Origin of the sequence: Actinoplanes sp. NPDC023936 (assembly GCF_040639325.1) — a bacterium.
In the GTDB taxonomy this organism is placed as follows: domain Bacteria; phylum Actinomycetota; class Actinomycetes; order Mycobacteriales; family Micromonosporaceae; genus Actinoplanes.
Genome location: NZ_JBEZZR010000051.1, coordinates 1 through 25,074 on the forward strand (window position 1 = coordinate 1; position 25,074 = coordinate 25,074).

A 25,074-nucleotide genomic window follows, 5' to 3' on the forward strand; every position below is an offset into this window, starting at 1 on the left:
TTCTTCGTCTGGATCGGCACCATGTGGCGCGGCCAGATCAGCTTCGAGTCGCCGATGCTCTTCGCGATCGGCTTCATGGTGACGTTCCTCTTCGGTGGCCTCTCCGGTGTGCTGCTCGCCGCGCCGCCGATCGACTTCCACGTCTCCGACTCGTACTTCGTGATCGCGCACTTCCACTACGTGCTCTTCGGCACGATCGTGTTCGCGGTCTTCTCCGGCATCTACTTCTGGTTCCCGAAGATGTTCGGCCGCTATCTGGACGAACGCCTCGCCAAGGTCCACTTCTGGCTGACCTTCCTCGGCTTCCACGCGACGTTCCTGGTCCAGCACTGGCTCGGCAACGAGGGCATGCCCCGGCGGTACGTGGACTACCTGCCCAGCGACGAGTTCACGTTCCTGAACACGTTCTCCTCGATCGGCTCCTTCGTCCTCGGCATCGCCACGCTGCCGTTCGTCTACAACGTCTGGAAGTCCTACAAGGTCGGCGTGGTGGTGACCGCGAACGACCCCTGGGGCCACGGCAACTCCCTGGAGTGGGCCACCACCACTCCCCCGCCGCTGCGCAACTTCGACCGGATGCCGCGGATCCGCTCCGAGCGTCCCGCCTTCGACGAGAAGTTCCCGCACCTGGCCGCCGGCGAACAATCCCTGGCCGGCCCGCCCGAGGGCGGCGCCCGCCCGCTGCGCAAGGAGTCCGACGGCGGCGCCACCTACAAGGACGACCTCAGCAACGACCGCTGACGTGCTTCCATGAGGGATGACGTGCTTCGATGGGGGATGACGTGCTTCCATGAGGGATGGCCGCTGACGAGGTACTGACGATCGGCCGGATCGGGGTGGACCTCTATCCCGAGCAGATCGGGGTTCCGCTGCGGTCGGTCCGCACGTTCGCGAAGTTCCTGGGCGGCAGCCCGGCCAACGTGGCCGTGGCGGCCGCCCGGTTCGGCCGCCGCAGCGCGATCATCAGCCGGACCGGTGCTGACCCGTTCGGTGACTACCTGCACGAGGCGCTGCGGGGCTTCCGGGTGTCCGATCGGTTCGTCACCGCGGTGCCCGGCCTGCCGACGCCGCTCACGTTCTGCGAGATCTTCCCGCCGGACGACTTCCCGCTGGTGTTCTACCGCTATCCGAAGGCACCCGACCTGGAGATCCACGCCGAAGAGCTGGATCTGCCGGCGATCCGCGCGGCCGGCGTCTTCTGGGTCACCGGGACCGGCCTGTCGCAGGAGCCGTCCCGCTCCGCCACGCTGCACGCGTTACGTGCCCGCGCGAAGGCCAGCGTGACCGTTTTCGACCTCGACTACCGCCCGATGTTCTGGCCCTCCCGCGACCAGGCCCGGCACTGGTACGCCGAGGCGCTGCCGCACGCCACGGTCGCGGTCGGCAACGTGGACGAGTGCCGGACGGCCGTCGGCGCTGACGCACCGGACGCGGCGATCGCGGCGCTGCACGCCGCCGGTGTCGACCTCGCGGTGGTCAAGCTGGGGCCGGACGGAGTGGTCGCCTCCCGGCGGTCCACCGGGGAGCGGGTGCGGGTTCCGCCCGTACCCGTGAAGGTGGTCAATGGGCTCGGCGCCGGGGACGCGTTCGGCGGCGCGCTCTGCCACGGCCTGCTCGCCGGCTGGGACCTGGAGTCGATCATGCGCTTCGGCAACGCCGCCGGCGCGCTGGTCGCCTCCCGGCTGGCCTGCGCCGACGCGATGCCCACCGAGCCCGAGGTCCGGCGGCTCCTGGCCGCCGCCCGGCCGGACGCCGCCTAGCCGGACGTAGCCCAGCCGGACGGCGCCCGGCGGAGCTCCGGGCGGTGAACTCCGCGTCGCTAGCAGATGAACCGCGGGGCGCGGACGGGGGGTGGCCGGCGGCCGGCGATCCGCTGGTGGCACGGTTTTCGCCATGGACCTCACCGTGATCGTCGGCCCGATGAAGGGCGGCAAGTCCCTCGAGATGATCAGCCTGCTGTCGCCGCTGCAGCACGCCGGGATCCCGCACCGGATCTACCAGTCGGCGCGCCACGGCCGGGACACCCTCGTCACGTCGCGGTCCGGCGGCAGCCTGCAGACGGTGAAGGTGCACTCGCTGGCCGGCGCCGCCACCGGAGACGTCGAGTGGATCGGCGTCGACGAGATCCACATGTTCACCGTAGACGACATCGCCGAGCTCGGCGTCGCGGTGCGCGCCGGGATCAAGGTGGTCGTGGCCGGGATCGACCTGGACCACCGGGGGCAGCTGTTCGCGCCGGTCCGTGCCCTGTTCGAGCTCGCGCCGGAGAAGGTGATCTACCGGCGGGCGGTCTGTGACGTCTGCCGCTCGCTGGACGCCACGCACACGCAGGTGCTGGAGAACGGGAAGCCGTTCATCCGTGAGCTCGCGCCGTCGACCGCGCTGCCGGACGACGGCACCTACACCTACGAGGCGCGCTGCCGCCGGTGCGTCGTGCTGCCCTGACCGGCGTTCAGAGAAGCACCGACGTTCAGAGAAGCGAAGCACCGACGTTCAGAGCAGCTTGGCGACCTCTTCCGGGTACGCCAGGTGCGGGAAATGCCCGCCCTCCATCAGGATGATCTCGACGTCCGGCAGCAGGTCGCACAGCCACTGCTCGTACTCTCCCGAGGGCCGCCTCGACGTCACCCAGCGATAGCCGATCTGCTTGTCCGCGAGGGCCGTCAGGTCCTTGCGGCGCTGTTCCTCGAGCTCGTCGTCGCTGCTGCGCAGGATCTCCTCCCAGTACCCGAGCAGCAGGTCGCCGCGGGGGCGGGAGGTGCGCTCGACGAGGGACCACGCGGCGGTGGGCAGCGCGTCGACGCCCATCCCGTCGAGCAGCTCGTCCCAGACCGCACGCCAGCGGGGGCCGCGCAGCGCCGGCTCCGCGTCGCGGATCACGTGGCCGAACGGGCCGGGCAGCAGGGGCTGGTCCAGGTTGACGACGCCACGGGCGGGAAACCGGGCGGCGTACGTCGTAGCGATCAGCCCTCCGAGTGAGTGACCGACAATGATCGGCGCGTCCAGCCCCGCCGCGTCGACCGCCCGCTGGATCAGGTCGATCACGACCGGCATTCGGTACGAGCGCTGGCTCGGCGACTGCCCGTGGCCGGGAAGGTCGAGCGTGAGAACCCGGCGGCCCGGCAGCTCGGCGAGCAGCGGCGCCCACTGGCGGCGGTCGAAGGTCAGCCCGTGCAGCAGGAGAAGCGGCGGCTGGTCGCTGGTCGTCCCACTCAACGTACCCGCCAATTCCTCAAAAATCGCCATTTTTCCGCTCCTACCGCTTGATCGGCGTCGATATTCATCCCCTGGAGACGACGCTGACGAAAGCGGAAAGTTCGTTGTGATCGGCAACACCGAGGCGACACGGGCCTTGACCGCCCGTATCCGACCCCGGCGCGACCACCCTAAACCCTCGCGATCGTCGATGACAGCCCAACGATCGGAGGACTGAAATGATCACTCAAGAGCGTCCGTTTTTCATTGGCGGCGGGTGGCGGCTGGTGGTGGTGGCTGGAGGCGGCTGGTGTCCCGGGCGGCTGCCCGTCGCCTTCCCGCGGTCTCCCCGTTGTCTCCCCCTTGCCTCCCCGTCCGATCAAACAGTCCCGGGCCGGGTCACTCAAGCACTTCCGGCGGACCGCTCATCCGCGTCCGGCGGGGCGCTCATCCGCGTCCGGCGGGGCGCTCATTCGCGTCCGCCGGAGCGTAGATGAGGGCACACACAACAGCTGCGTGCGGCCTCATCGACGGCGGGGCAGGGATGAAAGCACACACACCGCTTCCGTGTGCCTCTACCGCTCCCGGCGCGCGCCTCCGTGCGCCCCCATCCCCGCCACCGCGCCCTTCCGTGCGCCCTCGCCCTGCCAGCACGCGCTTCCGTGCGGCCCCATCCCGCCAGCACGCGTGCTCGGCGCAGCGGTCCCCCTGCACAACTCCGCGCAAAGCCAAAACCCACGCCGGTCCGCGCTCGGGCCTACTCCTGCTCCTCGGCCGCCTCGGCCAAGCGGTTCAGCGCCGGCAACGCCCGCACGATCGCCTCGGTGTCCTCCGGGCTCAGCCGGTCGAAGAGCTCGTCGATCGTGGCGGCGTAGTGGGCGTACGTGCGTACCAGCAACTCCCGCCCGTCCGGCGTGATCTCGACGAGCACGCTGCGGCCGTCGCCGGGATCGGCGACCCGGCGGACCAGGCCGGACTTCTCCATCCGGCCGACCAGCTGGGTCATGCCGGGCTGGGAGGCCCGGGTCATCCGGGCCAGGTCGGTGATCCGCCCCGGTCCGTGGTCGATCAGCTGCCGGAGCACCGCCGACGCGACCGAGCTGGGGTATTCCGCGCCTTCGAGCTGCCGCAGGAACCGCACCAGCCGGCCGAGTACCGGCAGCAGCTGTGACCCACGACTCTCCCCGCCCACCATTTGCATAACCTCATTATGTATCTAGAGTTGTTCACCGCGCGCAGCCAGTCATTGTTCAAACAACCCAAGGCGGTCTTCGCCGTCGCATTCGCCTGTGTCGTCAGCTTCATGGGCATCGGTCTCGTCGATCCGATCCTTCCAGCGCTGTCCACCAAGCTGAACGCCACACCCAGCCAGGTCAGCCTGCTCTTCACCAGTTACCTGCTGGTCATCGCCGTCGCGATGCTGTTCACCGGCTGGGTGTCCATCGGCAGGAATCCAGCTGGTGTTCGCTCGGACGGTCGGCTTCTGTCACGCCGGGTCAAGGTCGACAATGTGTGCCATGACTGACGACGTTCGTGATCGCATCCTCGGGCTGCTGCATGCCGGCCCCGCCACGGTGGCGGGTCTTTCCGCGCGGCTCGGGTTGCCGGGTGGGGTCGTCAGCTACCACCTCAAGATCTTGGAGCAGGGCGGGCTGGTGCGGGCCGGTGCTTCTCGGGTGGTGCAGGGGGTGGCGGTTCCGCGCTATGTGAGCACGGCTGCGGCCGCCGCACCGCCGTTGCGGATCCCGACGCCGCTGCCGGGACTCACCTGGACCGGGACAGGCCGTTTCCCGGTTCCGGTGTGGACCGTCGGCGCCGGTCCTGGAGCGGACGCGGCGATCGGCGCATCCGGGTCAGCACCGGCCCATTCCAAGATCGGCGCGTCCGGGTCGGCGCCCCCTGAGCCGGAGATGTCCGCCCCGGTTGTGCCGGCCGGGAGCCCGCCGGGTTCCGGGTCCGCGCCTGCGACGCCTGCCGGGGACTCGTTCGACGATGCCGGGACGTCTGCTGCATCGGTTCCGCGTCAGGCTGGTGGAGGGCAGGCTGGTGGAGGGCGACCCTCCCTGGCCGCCGGGACCGAGCCGCCCTACCTGTTCGCGCCGGAAGCGGACGTGCGCACTGATCTTGGGCCCCGCCTCGTGGAGGTTCGGCGGGTTCCGCTGGATGATGCGACGTTCTATGAGTTCGCTACTCGACTCGATGCGCTGACCCGGGAGTTCGCCGCCCGCGCCACTGCCGGCGCCCCGGCTGCTGAACTGGCGATTGCGCTCTACCGGCCGACCGGCGAAGGCGCCGCCGGTCACGGTTCCTGACCGTGTGAATCGGCGGAGGGCCGGCGCACGCAACTCCCGAGCGCGTGCGCCGGCCGCCCCCATGGAGATGCGTTCAGACGACCCCACCGCGCGGCCGCACGGCTACCTGACCAGCACCGACGACTCGACCGCGTTCCCGCCGGGCGAGGGGGACTGCCTGGCGCGTGCGGGCGCACCGGTAGCGACGGCCGCGCAGCGGCCGGGACGGTGCGCCCGGGTCGCGGGGTAGGCCCGGAAGGGGCCTGGTGCGGTTGGGGACGTGTCGACGCGTACCGGAAAAATCATGGACAGAAGACGGCCCGGACGCAATCGTCGTCCTTCTCCTTGAACATGCGGTAGCCCTCGGGCGCCTCGTCGAGGGGCATGACGTGGGTGGCGAGGTGTTCGGTGACCAGTTCGCCCTTGGCCATCCGGTCCAGCAGCATCGGGATGTAGCGCTGGCCGTGCATCTGCGCGCCACGGACGGTGAGGCCCTTGTTCATCAGGGCGCCCAGCGGGAACTTGTCGACGAAGCCGGCGTAGACGCCGAGGACGAAGACCGAGCCGCCCTTGCGGCAGGCGTGGATGGCGTCGCGGACCGCGACCGGGCGGTCGGTCTGCAGGCGCAGTTGCTGCTTCAGCTGGTCGTAACCGCGCGAGTGGGCCTCCATCCCGACCGCCTCGATGCAGACGTCAGGACCTCGGCCGCCGCTGCGTTCGCGCAGCTCGCCGGCCACGTCGGTGGTTTCGAAGTTGAGCGTCTCGGCGCCGATGTGGCGTTCCACCTGCTGCAGGCGGTTCGGCAGGCGGTCGATGACGATCACCCGGTCGGCGCCGAGCAGCATCGCGGCGCGGGCCGCCATCTGGCCGACCGCGCCGGCGCCCCAGACCGCGACCACGTCACCGGACTGGACGCCGCCCAGGTCGGCGCCCATCCAGCCGGTGGACGCGGAGTCGGAGGCGAACAGGGCGCGCTCGTCGCTCACACCCTCCGGCACCGCAAACGCTCCGACGTCGGCGAACGGCACCCGGATGTACTCGGCGTGGCTGCCGGCGTTGCCCCCCATCGCGTGCGAGTACCCGAAGCAGCCGCTCGGCGCGTGACCCCACAGGGTTTCGGTGATCGCCGGGTTGGTGTTGCCGTTGTCGCAGAGCGAGTAGAGCTTCTGGTCGCAGTACCAGCAATTGCCGCACGAGATGAACGAGGACACCACCACCCGGTCGCCGATCCGGTGGTTGCGCACGTCCGGGCCCACCTCGACGACCTCGCCGAGGAACTCGTGCCCGAGGACGTCACCCTTCTCCATGAACGGGATGTACCCGCCGAGCAGGTGCAGGTCGGAACCGCAGGTCACGGTCTTTGTCACCCGGACGATGATGTCGCCGGGGTTGCGTAGCTCCGGGTCGGGCACGGTGCCGACGGCGAGCTTGTTGACGCCCTGCCATTGCAGCGCCTTCACAGCAGTCCTCCCTCGCGGCCGTGCCGGGTGGCGGTTTGAAGTGGCCGGTTCGTCAGGGTTTTCACGGTTGTCGCCGGGCCGGAGGGCAGCAGAACGTCACCGGTCTCCAGCAGCGAGCGGGTCTCGCGCAGTGCCGCGCGGACCTGGCCTTCCGTGATCTTGGAGCCTTCGGGGATGCGGACGGCGATCTCGGTGCCGCGGTCGCCCGGGGCCGGGCGCAGAGTGATCTCCACGTCACCGGTGATCTCCCGGAGAGAGCCGGGCAGCTGCTCGGACTCCAGTTCGGACAGTGGCCGGTAGATCGTTATCACGTGGCGGCGCTGATGATCGGTGCGCTTGGCGCGGCTCTTCGCTGCGACGGTGGCAGCGGTGGCGGCCGCGACCGGCACGGCAAACATCAAGACCTTTCCGGTACGGGTCATCGCAGGGTCCCTTCGATTCGGGTCGGAGGGTGATGTACCGCGGTGGAATAGGGCTAAACGGGTTCCGGGGGTGATTCGCGGGCGCGGCTCACCGATTCCCGGCCCTTGACCCGATTGTCGGCCTCCGGCTACCGTCCCTATGAAACGTTTCATCATCTCCACCCTGGGAGCAGTCACATGCCTGACGTGCGCGCCTCGCTGCGAGCGCAGCGGATCGAGACCCCTTCCTGGGCATACGCGAACTCGGGCACCCGCTTCAAGGTGTTCGCGCAGCCCGGTGTGCCACGGGATCCGTACGAGAAGATCGCCGACGCCGCCGTCGTGCATCGTTTCACCGGTGTGGCGCCGACCGTCTCGCTGCACATCCCGTGGGACGACGTCGACGACTTCGGGAAGCTGGCGGCCTTCGCCGCGGAGCAGGGCGTCACGCTTGGTGTGATCAACTCGAACACGTTCCAGGACGATGACTACAAGCTCGGCAGCGTCACCCACCCGGACCCGCGGGTGCGCCGCAAAGCCACCGACCACCTGCTCGCCTGCGTCGACGTCATGGACGCCACCGGATCGACGGATCTCAAGCTCTGGTTCCCGGACGGCACGAACTATCCCGGTCAGGACGACATCCGCTCCCGGCAGGACCGGCTCGCGGCGGCGCTCCAGAAGGTGTACGACCGGCTCGGCGCCCACCAGCGGATGCTGCTCGAATACAAGCTGTTCGAACCGGCTTTCTACACCACCGACGTGCCGGACTGGGGCACCGCGTACGCGCACACCCTGGAGCTCGGCCGGAAGGCGCAGGTGGTGATCGACACCGGACACCACGCGCCGGGTACCAACATCGAGTTCATCGTCGCGTTCCTGCTGCGCCAGGGGAAGCTCGGCGCGTTCGACTTCAACTCGCGGTTCTACGCCGACGACGACCTGATGGCCGGGGCGGCCGACCCGTTCCAGCTGTTCCGGATCATGTACGAGATCGTGCGCGGCGGCGCGCTGGACCCGGCGTCCGGGATCACGTTCATGCTCGACCAGTGTCACAACATCGAGGCGAAGATCCCGGCGATCATTCGTTCGGTGACGAACATCCAGGAGGCGACCGCGAAGGCGCTGCTCGTCGACCCGGACGCGCTGGCCGCGGCCCAGCAGGAGGGCGACGTGCTGGCCGCCAACGCGGTCTTCATGGACGCGTTCAGCACCGACGTGCGGCCGCTGCTCGCGTCGATCCGCGAGGAGCAGGGGCTCGACCCGGACCCGCACGGCGCGTACCGTCGCAGCGGTTACGCCGAAAAGATCCAGGCCGAACGCGTCGGCGGCGTCCAGGCAGGCTGGGGCGCCTGATCGCAGCCCTGACCGCCGTCTGACAGCCGCCCGATCCTGGCGATTTCGTGCGCACCGTCCGTGCACGAACTGCCAGGATCGGGCGGTGGTCCGTCAGGAGAGCGTGCAGCTCACCGTGGCCGGGGTCGCTGCCGGGCCGGAGCCGACCAGGCCGATCGTCGTGGACGCCCCGGCCGCCAGGGCGCCGTTGTGGTCGGCGTTACGGACGGTAACCGGCGGAGTGGCCTGCACGCCGTTCCACAGTGATGCCACCGTCGTCCCGGTCGGATAGGTCCAGTTCACGACCCAGCCGGTACTCGGGGCGGTACCGGTGTTCCGTACCGCGATCTCGGCCTGGAAACCCCCGGACCAGGAACCGGTCGTCCGGTAGGTGGCGGTGCAACCGCCGCCGGTGTCACCACCCGTCGCCGCCGTCGTCACACTGCGTCCCGCCGAGGCCGCGGAGACGTTTCCGGCGGCGTCCCTGGCTCGGACACTGAACGTGTACGTGGTCGACGCCGTCAGCCCGCTCGCGGTGTAGCTCGTCCCGGAGACCGTCGCCACCACCGTGCCGTTGCGCAGCACGTCATACGAGGTCACGCCCCCGTCGTCGGTGGACGCCGCCCAGCTCAGCGTGACGCCGGTGGCGGTGATGCCGCTCGCCGACGGCTGGCCGGGAACGCTCGGCGCGACAGTGTCCGACTCGCCGTAGGCAGCGCTCAGGCTGATCCCCGTGGTGCTGCCGGTCCCGCCGAGCGGCACCTGGTGGTCGAGGCTCACGAACTTGCCGCCCTGCTGCCACAGCGCGGGTTTGAGCAGCGCGTACTTCTCCTCGTCCCAGGTCTTCCAGTCGTCGAGCAGCAGGCCGCCGGTGTCGCCCGAGTTCGGGTTCAGCACCCAGAACGTCTGGTGCAGCCGGTGCTCCACGATCAGGTCGCGCAGCGCGGTCATCCAGCGGTCCTGCCGCTCGTCCTGACCGAGCCGGCCACCCCATTCACCGATCAGCAGCGGCGCGGTGTCGTTCTCGTGGATGTAGAGCCAGTTCGGCCGCCACACGTCGTTGGTGAGCGTGGTCTTGTCGAACGGCTTGTCGAACCAGGGCTGGTTGAAGACGAGCGGCCCGTAGTCGTGCGGCGAGTAGACGAGCTGGTCCTGGTTCGCGCCCAGGTTGATCGGGTAGTCGCGCACGCCGCGCAGGTTGCCGCCCCACCAGTTGTAGTAGTAGTTCGGCGACAGGTCCGGGTCGGTGTTCGGCGAGTTCCAGGTCTCGCCCTCCCGCGGGTAGACCTCCTGCCCCTCGACTAGGACCAGCACCTCCGGGTTGATCGCGAGGATCCGTTTCGCCGCGGTCTCCGCCGTGTGCTTCCAGTTGTCGACGTCGGTGGAGTTGTCCCACTTCGCGCGCGGGGTGGTGCCGGGCGTGCCGTGCGGCTCGTTCTTCAGGTCCATCGCGACGATCGTGTCGTTGGCCTTGTAGCGAGCCGTGACCCACTCCCACGCCTGGTAGAACAGCTCCGGGGTGATCGTTCCCTTGTACCAGACCGGGTGGATGTGGCCGGAGTTGTCTGCTTCGGCGCTGTGCACGTCGAGGAGGACCTTGATGCCGTACTGCTCACAGAGCGCCAGCCAGTAGTCGAAGATCTGCAGGCTGTTCTTCCCGGCGAGCTCGGGGTTGGCGTAGGTGTTGACGTTGACCGTGCCGAAGGTGCCGGCCTTCCACTCGAGGAGCAGCTGAGTGGAGATCGGGACGCGGACGATGTTGATGCCGCGCTGGGCCATCGAGCGGGTGATCTCGGTGATGTTGGCCGACCAGAGGCCGTGGAAGACGCGCTCGGAGGCGTTGAAGCCGAACCAGTTCGCGCCGGTCAACCAGACCGGGTTCCCGGCGGAGTCCACGATCTGGTTGCCGTCGACGTGCAGCCAGTCCGTCGCGGGCGCGGCAGCGGCTGCCTGCGCCGGGGCTTGTGCTCGGGGGAGGGCTTGTGCTCGGGGGAGGGCTTGTGCTCGGGCGGTGGCCTGGGATGGGGCGGCTTGGGATGGGGTGGCGTGGGCGGCTACGGGGGTGATGGCGCCGACCATCGCCAGGGCGAGGCCGGTGGCCGCGGCGGCGACGCGTCTTCTTGCTCTGCGGGTGTGCAAGGCGGACTCCTTGAGCGCGGGGATCGGGGATTCGGGAGCGCTCCCATGACATCCTGCAATCTCCACGACACACACCACAACCATTTCCGGGACAACGGCCGGAAGCTCTGCGACCCACCGGCCTCCCCGGGGTCGCCTGAGCCGTAGCCCACGCAGGCTCCGCCGGCCGGAAACCTGCCCCAGCTACGGCCGGCAACCCCGAGCCGTAGCCCCGGCAGGTAAACCGCCCGGAAAACCTGCCCGAACTACGGCCGACGCCCCCGAGCCGTAGCCCACGCCGCCAAACACGCCCGACAACCTGCACCCACTACGGCCGGCCGGTCGGCAACCCGGCGCCATTCACGCCCAACGACCCACTCCCCCACGCTCACCCCAGGTCATAACCGCCCCCGGCGATCTCGGAAAGCAGCGACGCCCGCCCCGGAACCCACCCGAGCACCTGCCGAGCCTTAGCCCCCGAAGCCTGCTGATCGAGCAGCAGCGCGGCACCGAAATCCCCCAGCCGCGCGACCGTTTCCGACGACTCCTCCGGAACCACGCGCCCGCCGAGCCCGAGCCGCCGGCTGGCAGCCTCCCCCAGTTCCCGAACCGTCGGGTTCTCCCCACTCACGCCCAGGAACACCGATCCGTCATCCCCCTTCTCCAACGCCAACACGTACAGCGCCGCCAGATCGTCCACATGCACGGTCGTCCAGTGCTGACTGCCATCGCCGATCAACCGCAACCCGCCATCCACCTGCGGAGCGGACACCACCTGCCGCGCGATCCCAGCGCCGTGCCCGTAAACGATCCCCGGCTCGATCAGCACGGACCGGATACCGGGCGCCGCCAGCACCCGCGTGTCGATCTCCTCGCGCCAGGCGACGAGAGCGGGCGCGGCGATCGGTGTCTCCTCGGTGATGGCCGCGCCCGCCCCGTGCACCCAGACACCGCCGGTCCGGATGAAAACTTCCGGTCGCCCGGCAAGAACCGCGTCGGCGAACTCGGCCTCCGCGGCGGCACTGGAGGCATCACCCGGACTGGCGGTATGGATCACGGCGTCGCTCGCGGCGGCGAGGTCACGCACGAGAGCCGCGTCGCGCATGTCGCCGATCCTGACGTCAAGCCCCGCGCCGGCCAGCCGGCCGGCGCTCCCCGCTCGCACGAGCGCGGTAACCGAGTGACCGCCGGCGATCAGGGCGGAACGGACAGCGGAGCCGATGTAACCGGTCGCACCGGTCAGAAAGATCTTCACGAGGAAAGCTTCTCCCCACCCCGCGATCGTGTCCAACGAATGCTGTTCATAAGGGCAATCGGCGAAGGCGATAAGGTCCTGCCATGGAACAGCGCCAGCTGGAGTTCTTCGTCGCGGTCGCCGAGGAGCTCAACTTCACCCGCGCCGCGAAACGCACCCACGCCGTCCAGTCGACGGTCTCGGCCAGCATCCGCGCGCTCGAGCGTGACCTCGGAACACCGCTGTTCGACCGCAGCACCACCCGCGTCACGCTCACCGACGCCGGCCGGGCACTGCTGCCGGAGGCGAAGAACGCCCTGGAATCGCTGGATCTCGCGCGGGCCGCCGTCGGGAACGCCGGCCTCGGCCTGCGCGGAAGCCTGCGCGTCGGAACCCTCTCCGGCCTGACGGCCGTCGATCTGCCGGGGCTGGTCGGCGACTTCCGCGAGCGCCATCCGGGGGTACGGCTGACGATGACCGTGGCGGCCGAGGGCAGCTCCGGTCTCCTGGAGAAACTACGCTCGCACCAACTCGACGTCGCTTTCGTCGGGGTGGACACCCTGGCCGTCGACGGGATCGACCTGACGCCCCTCGCGACGTTCCAGCCACGGCTGCTCGTGTCCGAGAATCATCCCCTCGCCGGCACCGCGACGGTGGATCCTGGCGCGCTGGCCGACGAGCCGTTCATCGACCTGCCGGCCGGTTACTGCAATCGGGTACGGTCCGACAACGACTTCCGCCGAGCCGGACTGACCCGCTCGATCGTCGTCGAGGTCACCGACCTGACGACCGTGCCGAGTTACGTGGCGGCCGGGCTCGGCGTGGCCCTGGTCCCGCCACTGCGCGCGGAGGCCGGCGCCCGGGTGGTCCCGGTCGACCTGGACCCACCCGCCACTCCATGGACTCTCGCGGTCGCCCGGCCCGCCGCGATCCCGCCGAGCCGGGCGGTCCGGGCGTTCCTCGACCTGATCCCGCCCCACACGGCCACGACCAGCGAGTATTAGTCCCAGAACCGCGGGGCTCAGGCGAAGCGCACGGTGGCGAGGGCGGCGCCGACCAGCAGGCCCATCCCGTTCGTCGCCCAGTGCAGCGCGGCCGCCGCGAGCAGGCTTCCGCTGCGCCGCCGCAGCTCGCACAGGAGCAGACCGGCCAGCGCGGTGAACCCGACAGCTCCGGCGACGGCCAGGATCTGCCCGGTGGTTCCGCCGCCCACCGCGTCACCGACCGCCTGGTTCGCCTCGGCGAGCCGTAGCGACGGCAGGATGTGCCAGAGCCCGAAGAGCGCCGAGGACACCACGCTCGCCCAGACCGCGCCGCGATGCCGGTTCACCAGACCGTGCAGCACCCCGCGGAAGGCGATCTCCTCGAGTAGCACGGTCCCGAACGGGATCACCACGAAGGCGGTCTGCAGCACGGCGCTGAGGTGCAGGTCGTAACGGCCGTCCTGGAACGCCGGCCGGGTCGCCGGGATCGCGGCGGCGATCGCGTACACGACCGCGACGGCGAGCACCGCGCCGGCCGCGTACTTGATGCCGCGGGTCAGCGTGTGCGGGGCGAGCCCCAAGTCGTGCCAGGTGAGTCCGGCGCGGCGGCCGAGGAGCAGCAGGCCGATCGCGACCAGCGGGCCGGCCACCAGACCGGTGCCCGCCGGGCCGAACTTGGTGGCGACGTTGACCGCGACCAGCACCACGACGATGGCGGCGAGGACGAGGCCCAGCCTCCGGCGGGAGATTCTTCGGGTACGGTCGACGGGCACAGCCGAGAGACGCTACCGACCTGATTCGATCTTTTCCGGCGAACCGTGAATATTGTGACGTGAGCCGCTTCGGTGAACCGGCGCGCTCTATCGGACGACGAGTCCCAGGGTCTTCGCCAGGGCCGGCGCCGCCTCCGCCAGCTGATCGCTGCCGATCACCGCGCCCCGCAGCGACTCCCACCCGAGAGCCACGTCCAGCTCACGAGCGGCCCGGAAGTCCAGCTTCTTCACTGTCGCCTTGGCGAATCGCGCGCGCCGGATCGCCGTACCCGGAAAAGTGACACCGACCAGCGTGGCGTCGGAGAGATCAACCTCGGTCAGGTCGCAGTCGCGGAACTCGACGTCCTGCAACCGCGCGCCCCGCAGGTTCAAGCTGTCGATCTTGCAGTCCTTGAGCACCACGCGACGCCACTGCGCCCCGTAGGCCTGGACGCCGGCGAGGACACTGTCCAGCACCGACACGTTCAGGAAGGACGTCTCGCCCCAACTGCCGCCGATCCAGCGGCACCGTGACACGTAGACGTCGTCGAGCCGTACCCGATCGAAGTTTCCGCCGGTGAAGGTGACCGAGGTGAGCGCGCTCTCGGAGAACCGGATCCCACCGGCCTGCACGCCGTCGAACTCGGCGCCGTCGACGTGGGCCTCGCTGTAGTCCTCACCGATCTCCAGCTCCGCGGTGAACGGCTGCAGGTATTTCGCGTACGGCAGCGAAGCGAGCTCCACAAGATCCCCTGTCGCGTAGGTCACCCGTTGTCACATCTCACGGGCGTCGGTAGTCCAAGACCACGACACCGTACGCCACGACGAAACGAGGGATGACAGATGCGAGTGGCCGTTGCCGGAGGAACCGGACTGATCGGGCGTCTGATCGTGGAGCAGGCGCGCGCGACCGGGCACGAGGTGGTGATCCTGTCCCGCTCGCACGGAGTGGATCTGACCACCGGCGCGGGCCTGGGCGACGCCCTGCGCGGCGCCGATGTGGTGATCGACGTGACGAACGTGGAGACCCTGAGCCGTGCGGTCTCGGTGGACTTCTTCGAGCGGGTCACCCGTACCCTCACCGAGGGTGCGGAACGCGCCGGGGTCGCCCACCACGTGGTCTTGTCGATCGTCGGCGTCGACCGGGTCGGATACGGCTATTACGAGGGCAAACTGCGCCAGGAGCAGCTCGCTCTGGCGGGCGGGACGCCGGCGACCGTGCTGCGTGCCACCCAGTTCTTCGAGTTCGCCGGACAGTCCCTGGCACGCGTGCCGGGCCCGGTCGCGGTGCTGCCGCGGATGCTCAGCCAGCCGGTCGCGGCCGCCGAGGTGGCCGCCGAGTTGCTGCGCCTGGCGGCCGGTCCGGCGCGGGGTCAGGCCCCGGAGATGGCCGGCCCGGAGGTGCTGGAGATGTCCGCTATGGCCCGCCGCGTCGCGAAGGCGCACGGGCCGCGGAAGCTGGTGCTCGGCCTGCCGCTTCCCGGCGCCACGGGACGCGCCCTGGCGAACGGCGGGCTGCTGCCCACCGGCCCCGGCCCGCGCGGCACGACCACGTTCGATCAGTGGCTGGCGAAGCCGTGACGCTCTCCGCCAAACGCGCGGCGGCCGCGCTGCTCGCGGTCGCCGCAGCGGTCATCGGCGTGTGGGCGGCCGCGTTCCCACTGTCGTTCTACAGCGACTTCCCGTCTCCGGGGCGGCACTGGGTGTCAGCGCTCGGCCCGTACAACGAACATCTGACCCGCGACGTCGGCGGCCTGTTCCTGGCACTGCTGGTGATGACCGTCTGGGCGATCCGCCGGCCGTCACCCGTGGCGTTGCGGATGACCGGCGGCGCCTGGCTGGTCTTTACGGCGGAGCACTTCCTCTGGCACTCCCTGCATCTGGGCGTCTTCCCCACCGTGGACAGAATCGGCAACGTGACGTCCCTCGGGGCAATGCTCGTGTTGTCCATATTGCTGCTGCTCCCCGACCGACCCCCTGTCGAAGCCCTCGGTGGTGACGAACGAACGCGAGACAGCACCAGAAAGTCGGCAAGTCAGTCAACTTGACGAGCGCATCCGGTTTTCCGGGTTGTCGGCATGGACTGGCCGGAGCGGGAGGAAGACGCCTGGGCGCCCGCCGTCGCGGTCAGCGCTCCACTACGGACGGGACATTCGCGATCGTCACGTGGTGTGCTCATATCCGAGGCGAACCCCGCGCTTCGCGGAAACGCGCGGACGCCCCAGGCCCCGCAGAATGACGCAAAGCAGCTACGTTCCAACGTCATCCGTCCCCGCCGTGACTCTGCGTGGATTTGGCGCAGCATGCCACCGCCCTGCGGCGCCCAGCAGCCGATCAACCTCGGTCAACCGGCTGCTGGGCGACGACCGCTACGCCTGCAGATCGACGTGCGTGCCGATCCCGTTCGCCAGCGCGCGATCGATCATCAGCCGGGCGGTGGCGAGATCCTGCAACCCCACCCCCACCGAGTTGAACAACGTGATCTGTTCGGCGTCCCGGCGACCCGCGCACCGCCCGATCACCACGTCGCCCAGCTCATCGGCGAAATGCTCCGGTGTGATCGCCCCTTCCCGCACCGGGATCATCACGTCGCCCGATTTCTCCAGCGCGGTCGCCCGCGAGTCGACGACCACCCGCGACCGGCGGATCCCCTCGGTGTCGATCTCCCGATGGTCACGCCGAGGCGGCGCGCCGACCGCGTTCACATGCAGCCCCGGGCGGAACCACGCGCCCCTGACCAGCGGTTCGCGGGACGGCGTCAGCGTGCACAGGATGTCGACTCCGCTGACCACGTCCTCGATCCGGTCGGCCACCCGCGCTCCCAGCTCCGCCGCCAGGTCGGCGGCCCGCGCCCGGCTCCGGTTCCAGATCACGATCTCGGAGATCGGCAGCACCGCCCGGATGGCCGCCGCGTGGGCCCGCGCCTGTCCGCCCGCGCCGATCAGCCCGAGCACCCGCGAGGACGACCGGGCGAGATGGCGGGTGGCGACGGCCGACGCGGCGGCGGTCCGGAACGCCGTGATCGCGCCGCCGTCCAGGATCGCCTCGCACCCGCCCGTCGACGTGTCGGTGATCAGGATGGTGGAGCGTTGTACGGGCAGCTGCCGTTCCCGGTTGCCCGGTATGTCGGCCAGTAGTTTGACCGCCATCGCCCGGGCGCCGGCGGAGATGCCGGTCATCGGCAGGAACACCGCGTCGGAGCCGGGCAGCGTGACGGCGCTCGGCGCGGGCTGCACCGCCCGGCCGGACGCGAGCTCGGCGTGGACACGCTCCACGGCCTCCACCACGTCCGGGTAGTTGATCATCTGGAGGATGTCGGAGCGGGTCAGCAGGAGCGTCACCGCAGCACGTCCGCGATCCGCGGGAACAGCCGCAGCGCGTTGCCGGCGGCGATCGCCGGGTCGCGCACGGCTTCCCGCTGCATGCGCAGCACCGCGTCGTTCGCCCACGGAATGTCGGTGCCGAACAGGATCCGGGCCGGGTCGACGAGCTTCTCCACCGGACCGAGGTTGAGCGTGGTGTCGTAGTAGATCCCGTCCAGCTTGGCGATCTCCGCGGCGAACGCGTCCGGGCCGGCCTCCACCCGCCAGTCGTCACCCTGCAGGGCGTACATGGCGATCCGCCACTTGATGTACGGGACCATGCCACCGGTGTGCGGCAGGATGAACCGGATCCTCGGGTACCGCGCGAAGACGTCGGCGGCCGCCAGCCGGGTGGCCGCCCGGGTCGTGTCGAACGTGCCTTCGAGCAGTGCCGGCGGCAGGTCGGCGATCCGCTCCCGGATCAGGATCGGATGGATGAAGACGACCGCGTCCCGGCTGTTCAGCGCAGCGAGCAACCCGTCATAGCGGCGGTCGGCCAAGTACACGCCGTCATAACTTGACTGCATACACACGCCGTCAAGATTGAGCACGTCAAGTGCATGGATCGCTTCGTCTGTACTTGACGATACGCAAGGCATCGGCAGCGTCGCGAACGCGCCGTACCGTGTCGGATATTTTCGGATCAACTCCGCGTACTCCTCGTTGATCGCCCGCGCGAGTTGCGGCGCCGCGGACGGCGGGGCGAACGTGGTGCCGGCCGGCATCGACAGCACCGACAGCGTCGTGCCGATCATGTCCATCCGCTCGATGCCGATCGCCGGGTTCCACTCCGGCACGAACGGCGGCATCACCATGCCCAGCTCGGCCCGTTTCGCCTTCACCACGTCCAGGTCGGCATGGTGGTGAACGTCGATCAGTTGCATGTCTTCCCCAATCCGGCGAGGTGCTGACGCAGCGAGGCCGCGCTCGTGGTGATGAAGTCGAGGGCCTGCTCCTCGGAGAGCGGCGCCCGCAGCGCCTCTTCATCAAAAGAAGGGCTGATCAAATCGACCACGGACGCCAGCTCAGCATCGGTCAGATCCGGATGAGCGGCCCGCCACACCGGATCATTGACAAAGAGCGTCATCTCCGTCTCGGTGCGCCACGCATGCGGAAAGTCCCCCTCGATCGACAGGGTGGCGTCCGGGCATTCGGTGACCAGAACGGTCAGCAGCTCATCCCAATCAACAACACCCCGTCCCACCGGTACGAGGAACCGGCCGATCCCCGTGGCAGTCCGGATCAGTGCCACATCGCGGATGTGCGACTGCCGCACATACGGCGCCACCCGGCGTGCCGCCTCCACCGGATGCTCCCCGCGGACCACCACGTTGGCGACGTCGAACGTGATGCCGAACGCGTCCGGACCGGCGTCCTCGACCAGGCGCACCACCTCGAACGAGCTGATCTCCTCGTGCGTCTCGATGTTGAGGTGGGCGCCGCTGTCCCGGATCACCGGCGCGAGCCGGTCCAGGACCGTGGCGGTCGCGGCGAGTTGCTCGGTCCAGTCCACGTCGGTGCGGAAGCGGTCACACGCGTACATGCCCCGGATGGTGAACTGGTAGTTCGCGGTCGCCGTCCAGAGCTCGGTGATACCGACCTCGGTCACGGCCCGCACCAGCGTCGCGAACCCGGCCAGGTAGTCGCCGCCGCCGAGCTCCCGGATCCGCGGTGACTCCGGTGTGGCGAACGGGTTGACCTTGGCGATGCCGACTTCGAGGTAGAGGCCGAGCGCGCGGGCGTGCGCGGCGACCTCACGCAGCTCACCCGGGTCCAACGCCGGGCTGAGGTCGAACGGCGACCGGAAGAACGCCCCGTCGAGCCCCAGCTCGGCGATCCGGTCGAGCGTCCACAACGCTCCCTTGCGAGCGAAGACCGGATACTTGGTGGTGTCTGTTCCGACCCGCATGAGGCCCGCCTTCATCACGCGTCGTCCTTGCTCAGGTCGACCAGGCCACGGGAGAACACGTTGTCCGGGTCGTACTGCTTCTTGACAGTGGTCAGCCGCTCGTACTTGTCCCCGTAGACCGCCTTCGCCACCGCGTCGTCACCCTGCACCGACGTGAAGTTGATGTAGGTGCCGCCCTGGAACGGCCGCATCGCGTCGCTGAACCCGCGCACCCAGCCGACGAGCGGCGCCTTCTCCGCCGGGAACTCCCAGTCCGCGCCGATGTTCGCGGAGTACCGCATCGGCCCGTGCGACGGCAGCGCGTCCCGCGATCCGTCGCGCTCCTGGTCGCTGCCGGCGATCATCTCGAACGGGCACATCACCTGGTGCGAGATGAAGGCGGAGGAATTCAAGGACCGGCCCGGGTACGCGTCCGCCCAGTGCAGAATCGTGTCGATCGCCTCGCCGCTCAGCTCGTGGACGAACGTGTGCCGCCAGTAGTGCCGGATCCCGTAGCGGAACTCGTCATCGGTGGAGTGCTGGAGCGTGACGTGCGGAATCGTGCGGACCGAGGTGTAGATCGGGTTCGTGCCGTCGAAGAGCGCCTTCTCCGCGACACCCGACGCGTCCCCGTAGGTGACGGTGGAGAGCGACAGGATCGGCGTGTCCCGGTGTTCCGCCGGCACCTGCGACCAGTACGCCGGGCACCGGTAGACGCGCAGGTACGTGCCGACGTTCGCCGGCAGGCCGATCGCGACGTCCCGGAACCGCTCCATCATGGCCCGCCGGTCGGCCGCCGCGTAGAGCGAGGTCCGCACGGTCGCGAGTCCCGGCAGCGTGACGTAGCGATAGGTGAAGCTCGTCGCCACCCCGTAGTTGTGCCCGGCCCCCTTGATCGCCCAGAAGAGGTCCGGGTTCTCCTCGTCGCTGACCGTCAGGATCCGCCCGTCGGCGACCACGATCTGCGCCGACACCAGGTGGTCCACCGTCGCGCCGTGCATCCGGGTGAGATAGCCGAACCCGCCGCCCAGGGTCAGCCCGGCCACACCGGTGTGCGAGACGACGCCGGCCGGGACCGCGACGCCGAGGTCTTCCACGGCGCGGTCCACCTCGCCCCAGACGCAGCCCGCGCCGACCGTCACGGTGCCGGCCACCTGGTCGACGACCACGCTGTTCATCGGCCGGGTGTCGATCTGCACGGCGCCGTCGGCCACGGCTGTCCCGGCGAGGTTGTGCCCGCCGCCCCGTACCGTGATCGGGGTTCCGGTGGCGCGCGCCCAGCGCAGCACCTCGGCCACCTGCTCCGGGGTGGAGCAGCGGGCGATCGCGGCCGGCCGGCGGTCGATGTCGGCGTTCCAGACGTGCCGGAGCTGGTCGTACTCGGCGTCGCCGGGCACTACGACGGGACAGCTCAGCGATTCGGCGTCGATCATGACGAGGCTCCTTGCACGGCGCGGGACGGGACGGGGAGAAGGGAACGCAGGTGGGCGGCGGAACGGGCGACGAAGCGTTCGTGCGACGGCCGCCATTGATCGCTGACGGTCCGCAGGGTGGTCAGGTCCTCGGCGGCGAGCCCGACGAGGCCCCGGAGCTCGTCGACCTCAGCGTCGGCGAGGTCGGGATGGCCGGCCCGCCACACCGGGTCGGCGATCAGCGCGTGCAGTTCGCCACGGATGCCGCCGATGCCCTCGATCGTGAGGTTGAGCCCGGGGTTCATGGTCAGCAGCAGGTCGAGGACCCAGGCCCAGTCGAGGACGCCGTCGCCACAGGGCGCGAGGAACCGTACCAATGATGAATTTTCCTGAAAAAGCGCTACGTCGCGGAGCTGAGTGCTGATCACGTAGGGCGCCACTCGCCGGATCCCGGCGGTCAGGGACTCCCCGTTCGCCGGCAGGTTGGCCGGGTCGAGGCAGACACCGAGGACGTCCGGGCCGACCGCCTCCACCAGGCGGACCACCTCGTGCGTGGTGATCTCCTCGTGGGTCTCGATCGCGAGCCGGCACCCGTTGGCGCGCAGCACCGGCGCGAGCCGGCGCAGGAACGCCTCGGTGATCCGCAGCTGCTCCGGCCAGTCCGTGTCGGTGCGGAACCGGTCGGTGGCGTACACGCCGGGGTAGGTCTTGATCCCGCCGCACGCCGTCCAGAGCGTGGTCCAGCCGTTCGCCGCACAGACCTCGATCATCCGGGTCATGCCGGCCAGGTAGTCGCCGCCGCCGAGCTTCCGGACGCGCGGCAGCTCGGCCGTCATGAACGGGTTGACCTTGCCGATGCCCATCTCGACGTAGAGATCGGCGGCGCGGGCGTGCGCCGCGAACTCGGCCAGGTAACCCCGGTCCAGGGTGGGCGACAGATCATCGAGGGTACGGATGTTGCAGCCGTCGAGCCCTTGCGCGGTCAGCGAGTCGAGCAGCTCGAACCCGTCGGAGTAGAGATCGGTGCCGCCGAAGGCGTACCGGAGGTCGGTTCCTATCAATGGCATTCAGGAGATTCCTTCGAAGTCGGGGACCGCGGCGAGCAGTTCCCTGGTGTACGCGTGGGCGGGCTCGGCGAAGACCGCCGCTGTGACGCCCTGTTCGACAGCGACGCCCTGATCGAGAACGGTCACGGTGTCGCAGAGCGCGCCGACCACCGCGAGGTCGTGGGCGACGAAGAGCAGGCTCGTCCCCAGCCGCTGCTGCGCGTCCTTGAGCAGATGCACCACCTGGGCCTGCACCGACACGTCGAGCGCGGAGACCGGCTCGTCGCAGACCAGCAGGCGCGGTCGCATGGCCAGGGCCCGGGCGATCGCGACCCGCTGCCGCTGGCCGCCGGAGAGCGAGCCGGGGTGCCGCCCGAGCATGTCCGCGCCGAGTCCGACCTGGTCGAGGGCCTCCACGACCCGGTCGCGGCGGGGCGCCCGCGGCTCGTGGATCTGCAGGCCCTCCCCCACGATCTGCTCGACCGTGCGGCGCGGATTCAGGCTCGAGTACGGGTCCTGGAAGACGATCTGCGCCTCCCGCTGGAACCGCCGCCGCTCGGCCCGGCCCGCCCTCAGCAGATCGATCCCGTCGTAGGTGATCGCGCCGCCGTCCGGTTTCTCCAGGCCCATCAGGCACCGGATCAGCGTCGATTTGCCGGATCCGGACTCGCCGACCAGCCCGGCGATCTCCCCGGTCCCGATCGTGAGGCTGACCCCGTCCAGCACGGTGACGCCCTTGAACGCCTTGCTGAGGTTGACGATGCTGAGCAGGCTCATCGGGCCGGCACCTCCACCAGATGGCAGGCCGCGCGGGCCTCGAACGCCGGCACCTGCGTGGCGCACCGCTGCACCGCGACAGCGCACCGCGGGTGATAGGCGCATCCGGCCGGCCGGTTCGCCGGCGTCGCCGCCACGCCCGGGATCGCCGTCAGCGATCCGACGCCACGGCCCAGGCGGGGCACGGCGGCGAGAAGATCCCTGGTGTACGGGTGAACCGGCGCCCGGAACAGCGTCCGCACGTCGTTCTCCTCGACCGGACGCCCGCTGTACATCACGCAGACCCGGTCCGCGTTCCCGGCGACGATGCCGAGATCGTGGGTGATGAACAGGACCGCGAGGTGGCGTGCCGTCGCTGCCTCGCGGATCAGCTTCAGCACCTTGGCCTGCATCCGCACGTCGAGCGCCGTGGTCGGCTCGTCGGCGATCAGCAGCTCCGGCTCGGCGATCAGCGCCATCGCGATCGCGGCCCGCTGCCGCATCCCGCCGGAGAGCTCGTGCGGGTACGCGGTGAGCCGCTCGCCGGGCCGGGTGATGCCCATCTCGCCGAGCATCTCCTCGGCCTTCTTCCTCGCGGCGGCCCGTCCCACCCCGCGGATGAGCAGCGGCTCGGCGATCTGCCGGCCGATCGGCTGCACCGGGTTGAAGCTGCTCAGCGGGTCCTGGAAGACCATCCCGATCCGCGCGCCCCGATAGGCGCGCAGCTCACTCTCCGGCATGGTCAGCAACTCGGCGCCGTCCATCCGGATCGAGCCGGCGAGCCGGGTCCGCCGGTCCAGCCGGGTGATCGCCCGGGCCGTGACGCTCTTGCCCGAGCCGGACTCGCCGACCAGGGCCAGGAACTCGCCGCGGCGCAGCGTCAGGTTCATCCCGTCGACCAGCCGGACGTCGCCGGCGTCCACGGTGAGGTCACGGATCTCCAGCAGCGCGCTCATCGCAGCCCCTTCCGCAGGGTGGGGTCGCGCCGGACCTGCAGCATGTCGCCGAGCAGGCCGAACGCGACGACCGAGATGGTGATCAGCAGGCCGGGCAGGATCGCGGCCGGCCAGTTGACCGTCACGTACCGGGCCGCCGTGGAGGCCATCGCGCCCCACTCGGCGCTGGGCGGCTGGGCGCCGACGCCGATGAACGACAGCCCGGAGAGGATCAGCGTGACGCCGCCGATCTGCAGGGTCGCGTTGATCAGCACCTCGTCGAGAGAGTTGGGCAGCACGTGCCGCAGCATCAGCGTGACCCGCGACGTGCCCATCACCTTCGCCGCCTCGACGTACCCCGTTGTCAGCGTCCGCAGGATGGTCCCCCGGGCCAGCCGCGCGGTGGCCGGGAACATCGCCACGACCAGCGCGATGATCGCCCCGGTCAGGCCGGAGCCGAGCGCGGTGGCGACCGCGAGGGCGAGCATCAGGCCGGGCAGCGACAGCAGGATGTCGCAGGTCCGCATCAGGATCTCGTCGGCCCACCGGCCGCCGAGCGCCGCGACGCTCGCGACCAGCAGGCCGAGCGCGGTGCTGACCAGGACCACGACCAGCGCGGAGAGCAGTGTGGGCCGGGCGCCGACGAGCAGCCGGCTGAGCACGTCCCGGCCCTCCTCGTCGGTGCCGAGCCAGAACTGCGAGCTCGGGCCGAGCAGCCGCAGGCTCGGATCCGAGCGGTACGGGTCGTGCGGCGCCAGCAGCGGCCCGAAGATCGCCGCGAGCACGAGCAGGCCGATCACCGCGAGCACGAGGTGGTCCAGCCACGGCCGGCGGGCGGGCCGCCGGGTGAACCGGGTGAGCCGCGTGATCGGGCTGGTCAGGGCGGTCATGCCGCCGCCAGCTGTGCGCGGCGCACCCGCGGGTCCAGCCCGAGCTGCGCGCAGTCGACCGCGAAGTTCACCAGGACCGTGATCGCCCCGATCAGCAGCACCGCCCCGAACACCGCCTGGGTGTCCTTCTGGGTGACCGCGGTGGTCAGATAGGACCCGATCCCCTGCCGCCCGAAGACCGACTCGACGAGCACCACGCCGGCGAACGTCCAGCCGATCTGCAGACCGGCCAGGCTGACCGACGGGATCGCCGCGTTCCGCAGCACGTGCCCGGTCACCACGCCCCGCATCGAGACTCCCTTCGCACGGGCCACCGCCACGTAGTCGCTCTCCAGGGCGGAGAGCATCGACGCCCGCAGCGTCCGGAACAGGCCCGCGGCCGCGGGCAGAGCCAGCACGATCGCCGGCAGCACCAGGTGCAGCAGCGCGTCGCCGAACGCGGCCGGATCGCCGGCCAGCAGCGCGTCGGCGGTCACGAACCCGGTCCGGACCGGCACCACCGTGTCGGTGGAGAGCTGCCCGGCCACCGGCAGCCAGCGCAGCTCGGTGCCGACCAGCCACTGCAGCAGGAACGCCAGCCAGAAGACCGGGATCCCCCCGGCCGCGACCGCCGCGACCCGCAGGGCCGTGTCCGCCCGGCCCTGCGCGCGGGTCGCGGTGACCAGGGCCAGCAGCACCGCCCCCGCGATGCTGAGCACCGTCGCGACCACCACCAGCTCGACGGTGGACGGCATCAGGTTGCGCAGGTCGGTGACGACCGGCTGCAGGGTGACCGCGGACTGGCCGAAGTCGCCGTGCAGCAGCCGGCCGAGGTACGACAGGTACTGGACCGGCAATGGCTCGTCGAGGCCGAGCCGCTCCCGGAACAGCGCGATCTGCTCCGGGCTCGCGTTGCGCCCGGCCGCCATCGTCGCCTGATCGCCGGGGAGCAGCTTCATCAGGAAGAAGACAGCGGTGGCGAGGCCCACGAGCGTGACCGCCGTGCTCAGGGTCCGGCCGAGGAGGAACCTGCGCAC

The 25,074-nt window shown here is 70.1% G+C and carries 27 protein-coding genes; 10 read left to right on the top strand and 17 right to left on the bottom strand.

Annotated elements, in window-relative coordinates:
- The 3 genes from AB0F72_RS38010 to AB0F72_RS38020 all read left to right on the top strand — a co-directional run.
- Positions 1 to 741, top strand: a 741-nt coding sequence (locus AB0F72_RS38010; RefSeq protein WP_360442589.1) for a cbb3-type cytochrome c oxidase subunit I, incomplete at its 5' end; no start/stop codon positions are given.
- 56 nt (positions 742 to 797) lie between these two features.
- A complete protein-coding gene (iolC, locus tag AB0F72_RS38015; RefSeq protein WP_360442592.1) occupies positions 798 to 1,760 on the top strand; it encodes a 5-dehydro-2-deoxygluconokinase in 963 nt (320 codons plus the stop codon).
- 133 nt (positions 1,761 to 1,893) lie between these two features.
- Complete coding sequence (locus AB0F72_RS38020) at positions 1,894 to 2,445, top strand: thymidine kinase (RefSeq protein WP_360442595.1); 552 nt, start codon at positions 1,894 to 1,896, stop codon at positions 2,443 to 2,445.
- A gap of 48 nt (positions 2,446 to 2,493) precedes the next feature.
- Here the strand turns inward: AB0F72_RS38020 and AB0F72_RS38025 are convergent, their stop codons facing one another.
- Both AB0F72_RS38025 and AB0F72_RS38030 read right to left on the bottom strand, forming a co-directional pair.
- Entirely contained in the window at positions 2,494 to 3,246 is a 753-nt protein-coding gene (locus AB0F72_RS38025; RefSeq protein ID WP_360442598.1) for an alpha/beta hydrolase, read from the bottom strand.
- Between the two features lie 706 nt (positions 3,247 to 3,952).
- Complete coding sequence (locus AB0F72_RS38030) at positions 3,953 to 4,396, bottom strand: MarR family transcriptional regulator (RefSeq protein ID WP_360442601.1); 444 nt, start codon at positions 4,394 to 4,396, stop codon at positions 3,953 to 3,955.
- A gap of 9 nt (positions 4,397 to 4,405) precedes the next feature.
- On the opposite strand from AB0F72_RS38030, the gene AB0F72_RS38035 reads away from it, so the two are divergent.
- The 3 genes from AB0F72_RS38035 (at position 4,406) to AB0F72_RS38045 (ending at position 5,736) form a co-directional block, all read left to right on the top strand.
- Positions 4,406 to 4,720 (top strand): hypothetical protein, encoded by a 315-nt coding sequence (locus tag AB0F72_RS38035; RefSeq protein ID WP_360442604.1) that lies wholly within the window; start codon positions 4,406 to 4,408, stop codon positions 4,718 to 4,720.
- Positions 4,713 to 5,507 carry a helix-turn-helix domain-containing protein gene (locus tag AB0F72_RS38040; protein WP_360442606.1) on the top strand — a complete coding sequence of 265 codons (795 nt, stop codon included), beginning with the start codon at positions 4,713 to 4,715 and terminating at the stop codon, positions 5,505 to 5,507. Before AB0F72_RS38035 ends, AB0F72_RS38040 begins: the two co-directional genes overlap by 8 nt.
- A gap of 67 nt (positions 5,508 to 5,574) precedes the next feature.
- Positions 5,575 to 5,736, top strand: coding sequence for a hypothetical protein (locus tag AB0F72_RS38045; protein ID WP_360442609.1), 162 nt, complete (start codon positions 5,575 to 5,577; stop codon positions 5,734 to 5,736).
- 52 nt (positions 5,737 to 5,788) lie between these two features.
- Here AB0F72_RS38045 and AB0F72_RS38050 read toward each other — a convergent pair whose 3' ends face one another.
- Together AB0F72_RS38050 and AB0F72_RS38055 are read right to left on the bottom strand one after the other, a co-directional pair.
- On the bottom strand, positions 5,789 to 6,946 hold the full coding sequence (locus tag AB0F72_RS38050; RefSeq protein ID WP_360442612.1) for a zinc-dependent alcohol dehydrogenase: 1,158 nt from the start codon (positions 6,944 to 6,946) through the stop codon (positions 5,789 to 5,791).
- Positions 6,943 to 7,368, bottom strand: coding sequence for a hypothetical protein (locus AB0F72_RS38055; protein ID WP_360442615.1), 426 nt, complete (start codon positions 7,366 to 7,368; stop codon positions 6,943 to 6,945). The genes AB0F72_RS38050 and AB0F72_RS38055 overlap by 4 nt, the downstream gene beginning before the upstream one ends.
- 177 nt (positions 7,369 to 7,545) lie before the next feature.
- Between AB0F72_RS38055 and rhaI the strand changes: the two genes are divergently transcribed.
- A complete protein-coding gene (gene rhaI / locus AB0F72_RS38060) occupies positions 7,546 to 8,703 on the top strand; it encodes an L-rhamnose isomerase (protein WP_360442618.1) in 1,158 nt (385 codons plus the stop codon).
- A 93-nt stretch (positions 8,704 to 8,796) separates the two neighbouring features.
- On the opposite strand, the gene AB0F72_RS38065 is transcribed toward rhaI, so the two are convergent.
- Both AB0F72_RS38065 and AB0F72_RS38070 read right to left on the bottom strand, forming a co-directional pair.
- Positions 8,797 to 10,821, bottom strand: coding sequence for a cellulase family glycosylhydrolase (locus AB0F72_RS38065; RefSeq protein WP_360442621.1), 2,025 nt, complete (start codon positions 10,819 to 10,821; stop codon positions 8,797 to 8,799).
- 367 nt (positions 10,822 to 11,188) lie between these two features.
- The gene (locus AB0F72_RS38070; protein WP_360442624.1) at positions 11,189 to 12,055 is read right to left on the bottom strand and encodes an NAD-dependent epimerase/dehydratase family protein; all 867 of its coding nucleotides are present in this window, start codon (positions 12,053 to 12,055) and stop codon (positions 11,189 to 11,191) included.
- An 83-nt stretch (positions 12,056 to 12,138) separates the two neighbouring features.
- Here AB0F72_RS38070 and AB0F72_RS38075 point away from each other — a divergent pair, with 83 nt between their 5' ends.
- Complete coding sequence (locus AB0F72_RS38075; protein WP_360442627.1) at positions 12,139 to 13,038, top strand: LysR family transcriptional regulator; 900 nt, start codon at positions 12,139 to 12,141, stop codon at positions 13,036 to 13,038.
- 17 nt (positions 13,039 to 13,055) lie between these two features.
- On the opposite strand, the gene AB0F72_RS38080 is transcribed toward AB0F72_RS38075, so the two are convergent.
- Positions 13,056 to 13,790 (bottom strand): CPBP family intramembrane glutamic endopeptidase, encoded by a 735-nt coding sequence (locus AB0F72_RS38080; protein ID WP_360442630.1) that lies wholly within the window; start codon positions 13,788 to 13,790, stop codon positions 13,056 to 13,058.
- Positions 13,791 to 13,877: 87 nt separating this feature from the next.
- Positions 13,878 to 14,537, bottom strand: a complete 660-nt coding sequence (locus AB0F72_RS38085) for a pentapeptide repeat-containing protein (protein ID WP_360442633.1) — start codon at positions 14,535 to 14,537, stop codon at positions 13,878 to 13,880.
- A gap of 75 nt (positions 14,538 to 14,612) precedes the next feature.
- Here AB0F72_RS38085 and AB0F72_RS38090 point away from each other — a divergent pair, with 75 nt between their 5' ends.
- The gene (locus AB0F72_RS38090; RefSeq protein ID WP_360442636.1) at positions 14,613 to 15,350 is read left to right on the top strand and encodes an NAD(P)H-binding protein; all 738 of its coding nucleotides are present in this window, start codon (positions 14,613 to 14,615) and stop codon (positions 15,348 to 15,350) included.
- The gene (locus AB0F72_RS38095; RefSeq protein WP_360442639.1) at positions 15,332 to 15,817 is read left to right on the top strand and encodes a DUF4345 family protein; all 486 of its coding nucleotides are present in this window, start codon (positions 15,332 to 15,334) and stop codon (positions 15,815 to 15,817) included. The genes AB0F72_RS38090 and AB0F72_RS38095 overlap by 19 nt, the downstream gene beginning before the upstream one ends.
- Before the next feature lie 321 nt (positions 15,818 to 16,138).
- Here the strand turns inward: AB0F72_RS38095 and AB0F72_RS38100 are convergent, their stop codons facing one another.
- The 9 genes from AB0F72_RS38100 to AB0F72_RS38140 are packed head-to-tail and all read right to left on the bottom strand — an operon-like array spanning position 16,139 to position 25,074.
- Positions 16,139 to 17,110: an ornithine cyclodeaminase family protein gene (locus AB0F72_RS38100; protein ID WP_360442642.1), complete on the bottom strand. Its 972-nt coding sequence runs from the start codon at positions 17,108 to 17,110 to the stop codon at positions 16,139 to 16,141.
- A complete protein-coding gene (locus AB0F72_RS38105; RefSeq protein ID WP_360442645.1) occupies positions 17,107 to 18,015 on the bottom strand; it encodes an amidohydrolase family protein in 909 nt (302 codons plus the stop codon). Before AB0F72_RS38105 ends, AB0F72_RS38100 begins: the two co-directional genes overlap by 4 nt.
- A complete protein-coding gene (locus AB0F72_RS38110; protein ID WP_360442648.1) occupies positions 18,006 to 19,040 on the bottom strand; it encodes a TIM barrel protein in 1,035 nt (344 codons plus the stop codon). Before AB0F72_RS38110 ends, AB0F72_RS38105 begins: the two co-directional genes overlap by 10 nt.
- A gap of 14 nt (positions 19,041 to 19,054) precedes the next feature.
- On the bottom strand, positions 19,055 to 20,452 hold the full coding sequence (locus tag AB0F72_RS38115) for an FAD-binding oxidoreductase (RefSeq protein WP_360442651.1): 1,398 nt from the start codon (positions 20,450 to 20,452) through the stop codon (positions 19,055 to 19,057).
- Positions 20,449 to 21,498, bottom strand: coding sequence for a TIM barrel protein (locus tag AB0F72_RS38120; protein ID WP_360442654.1), 1,050 nt, complete (start codon positions 21,496 to 21,498; stop codon positions 20,449 to 20,451). The genes AB0F72_RS38115 and AB0F72_RS38120 overlap by 4 nt, the downstream gene beginning before the upstream one ends.
- Positions 21,499 to 22,254, bottom strand: coding sequence for an ATP-binding cassette domain-containing protein (locus tag AB0F72_RS38125; RefSeq protein ID WP_360442657.1), 756 nt, complete (start codon positions 22,252 to 22,254; stop codon positions 21,499 to 21,501).
- Entirely contained in the window at positions 22,251 to 23,189 is a 939-nt protein-coding gene (locus tag AB0F72_RS38130; protein WP_360442660.1) for an ABC transporter ATP-binding protein, read from the bottom strand. The genes AB0F72_RS38125 and AB0F72_RS38130 overlap by 4 nt, the downstream gene beginning before the upstream one ends.
- Complete coding sequence (locus AB0F72_RS38135) at positions 23,186 to 24,058, bottom strand: ABC transporter permease (RefSeq protein ID WP_360442663.1); 873 nt, start codon at positions 24,056 to 24,058, stop codon at positions 23,186 to 23,188. Before AB0F72_RS38135 ends, AB0F72_RS38130 begins: the two co-directional genes overlap by 4 nt.
- Positions 24,055 to 25,074: an ABC transporter permease gene (locus tag AB0F72_RS38140; protein WP_360442666.1), complete on the bottom strand. Its 1,020-nt coding sequence runs from the start codon at positions 25,072 to 25,074 to the stop codon at positions 24,055 to 24,057. The genes AB0F72_RS38135 and AB0F72_RS38140 overlap by 4 nt, the downstream gene beginning before the upstream one ends.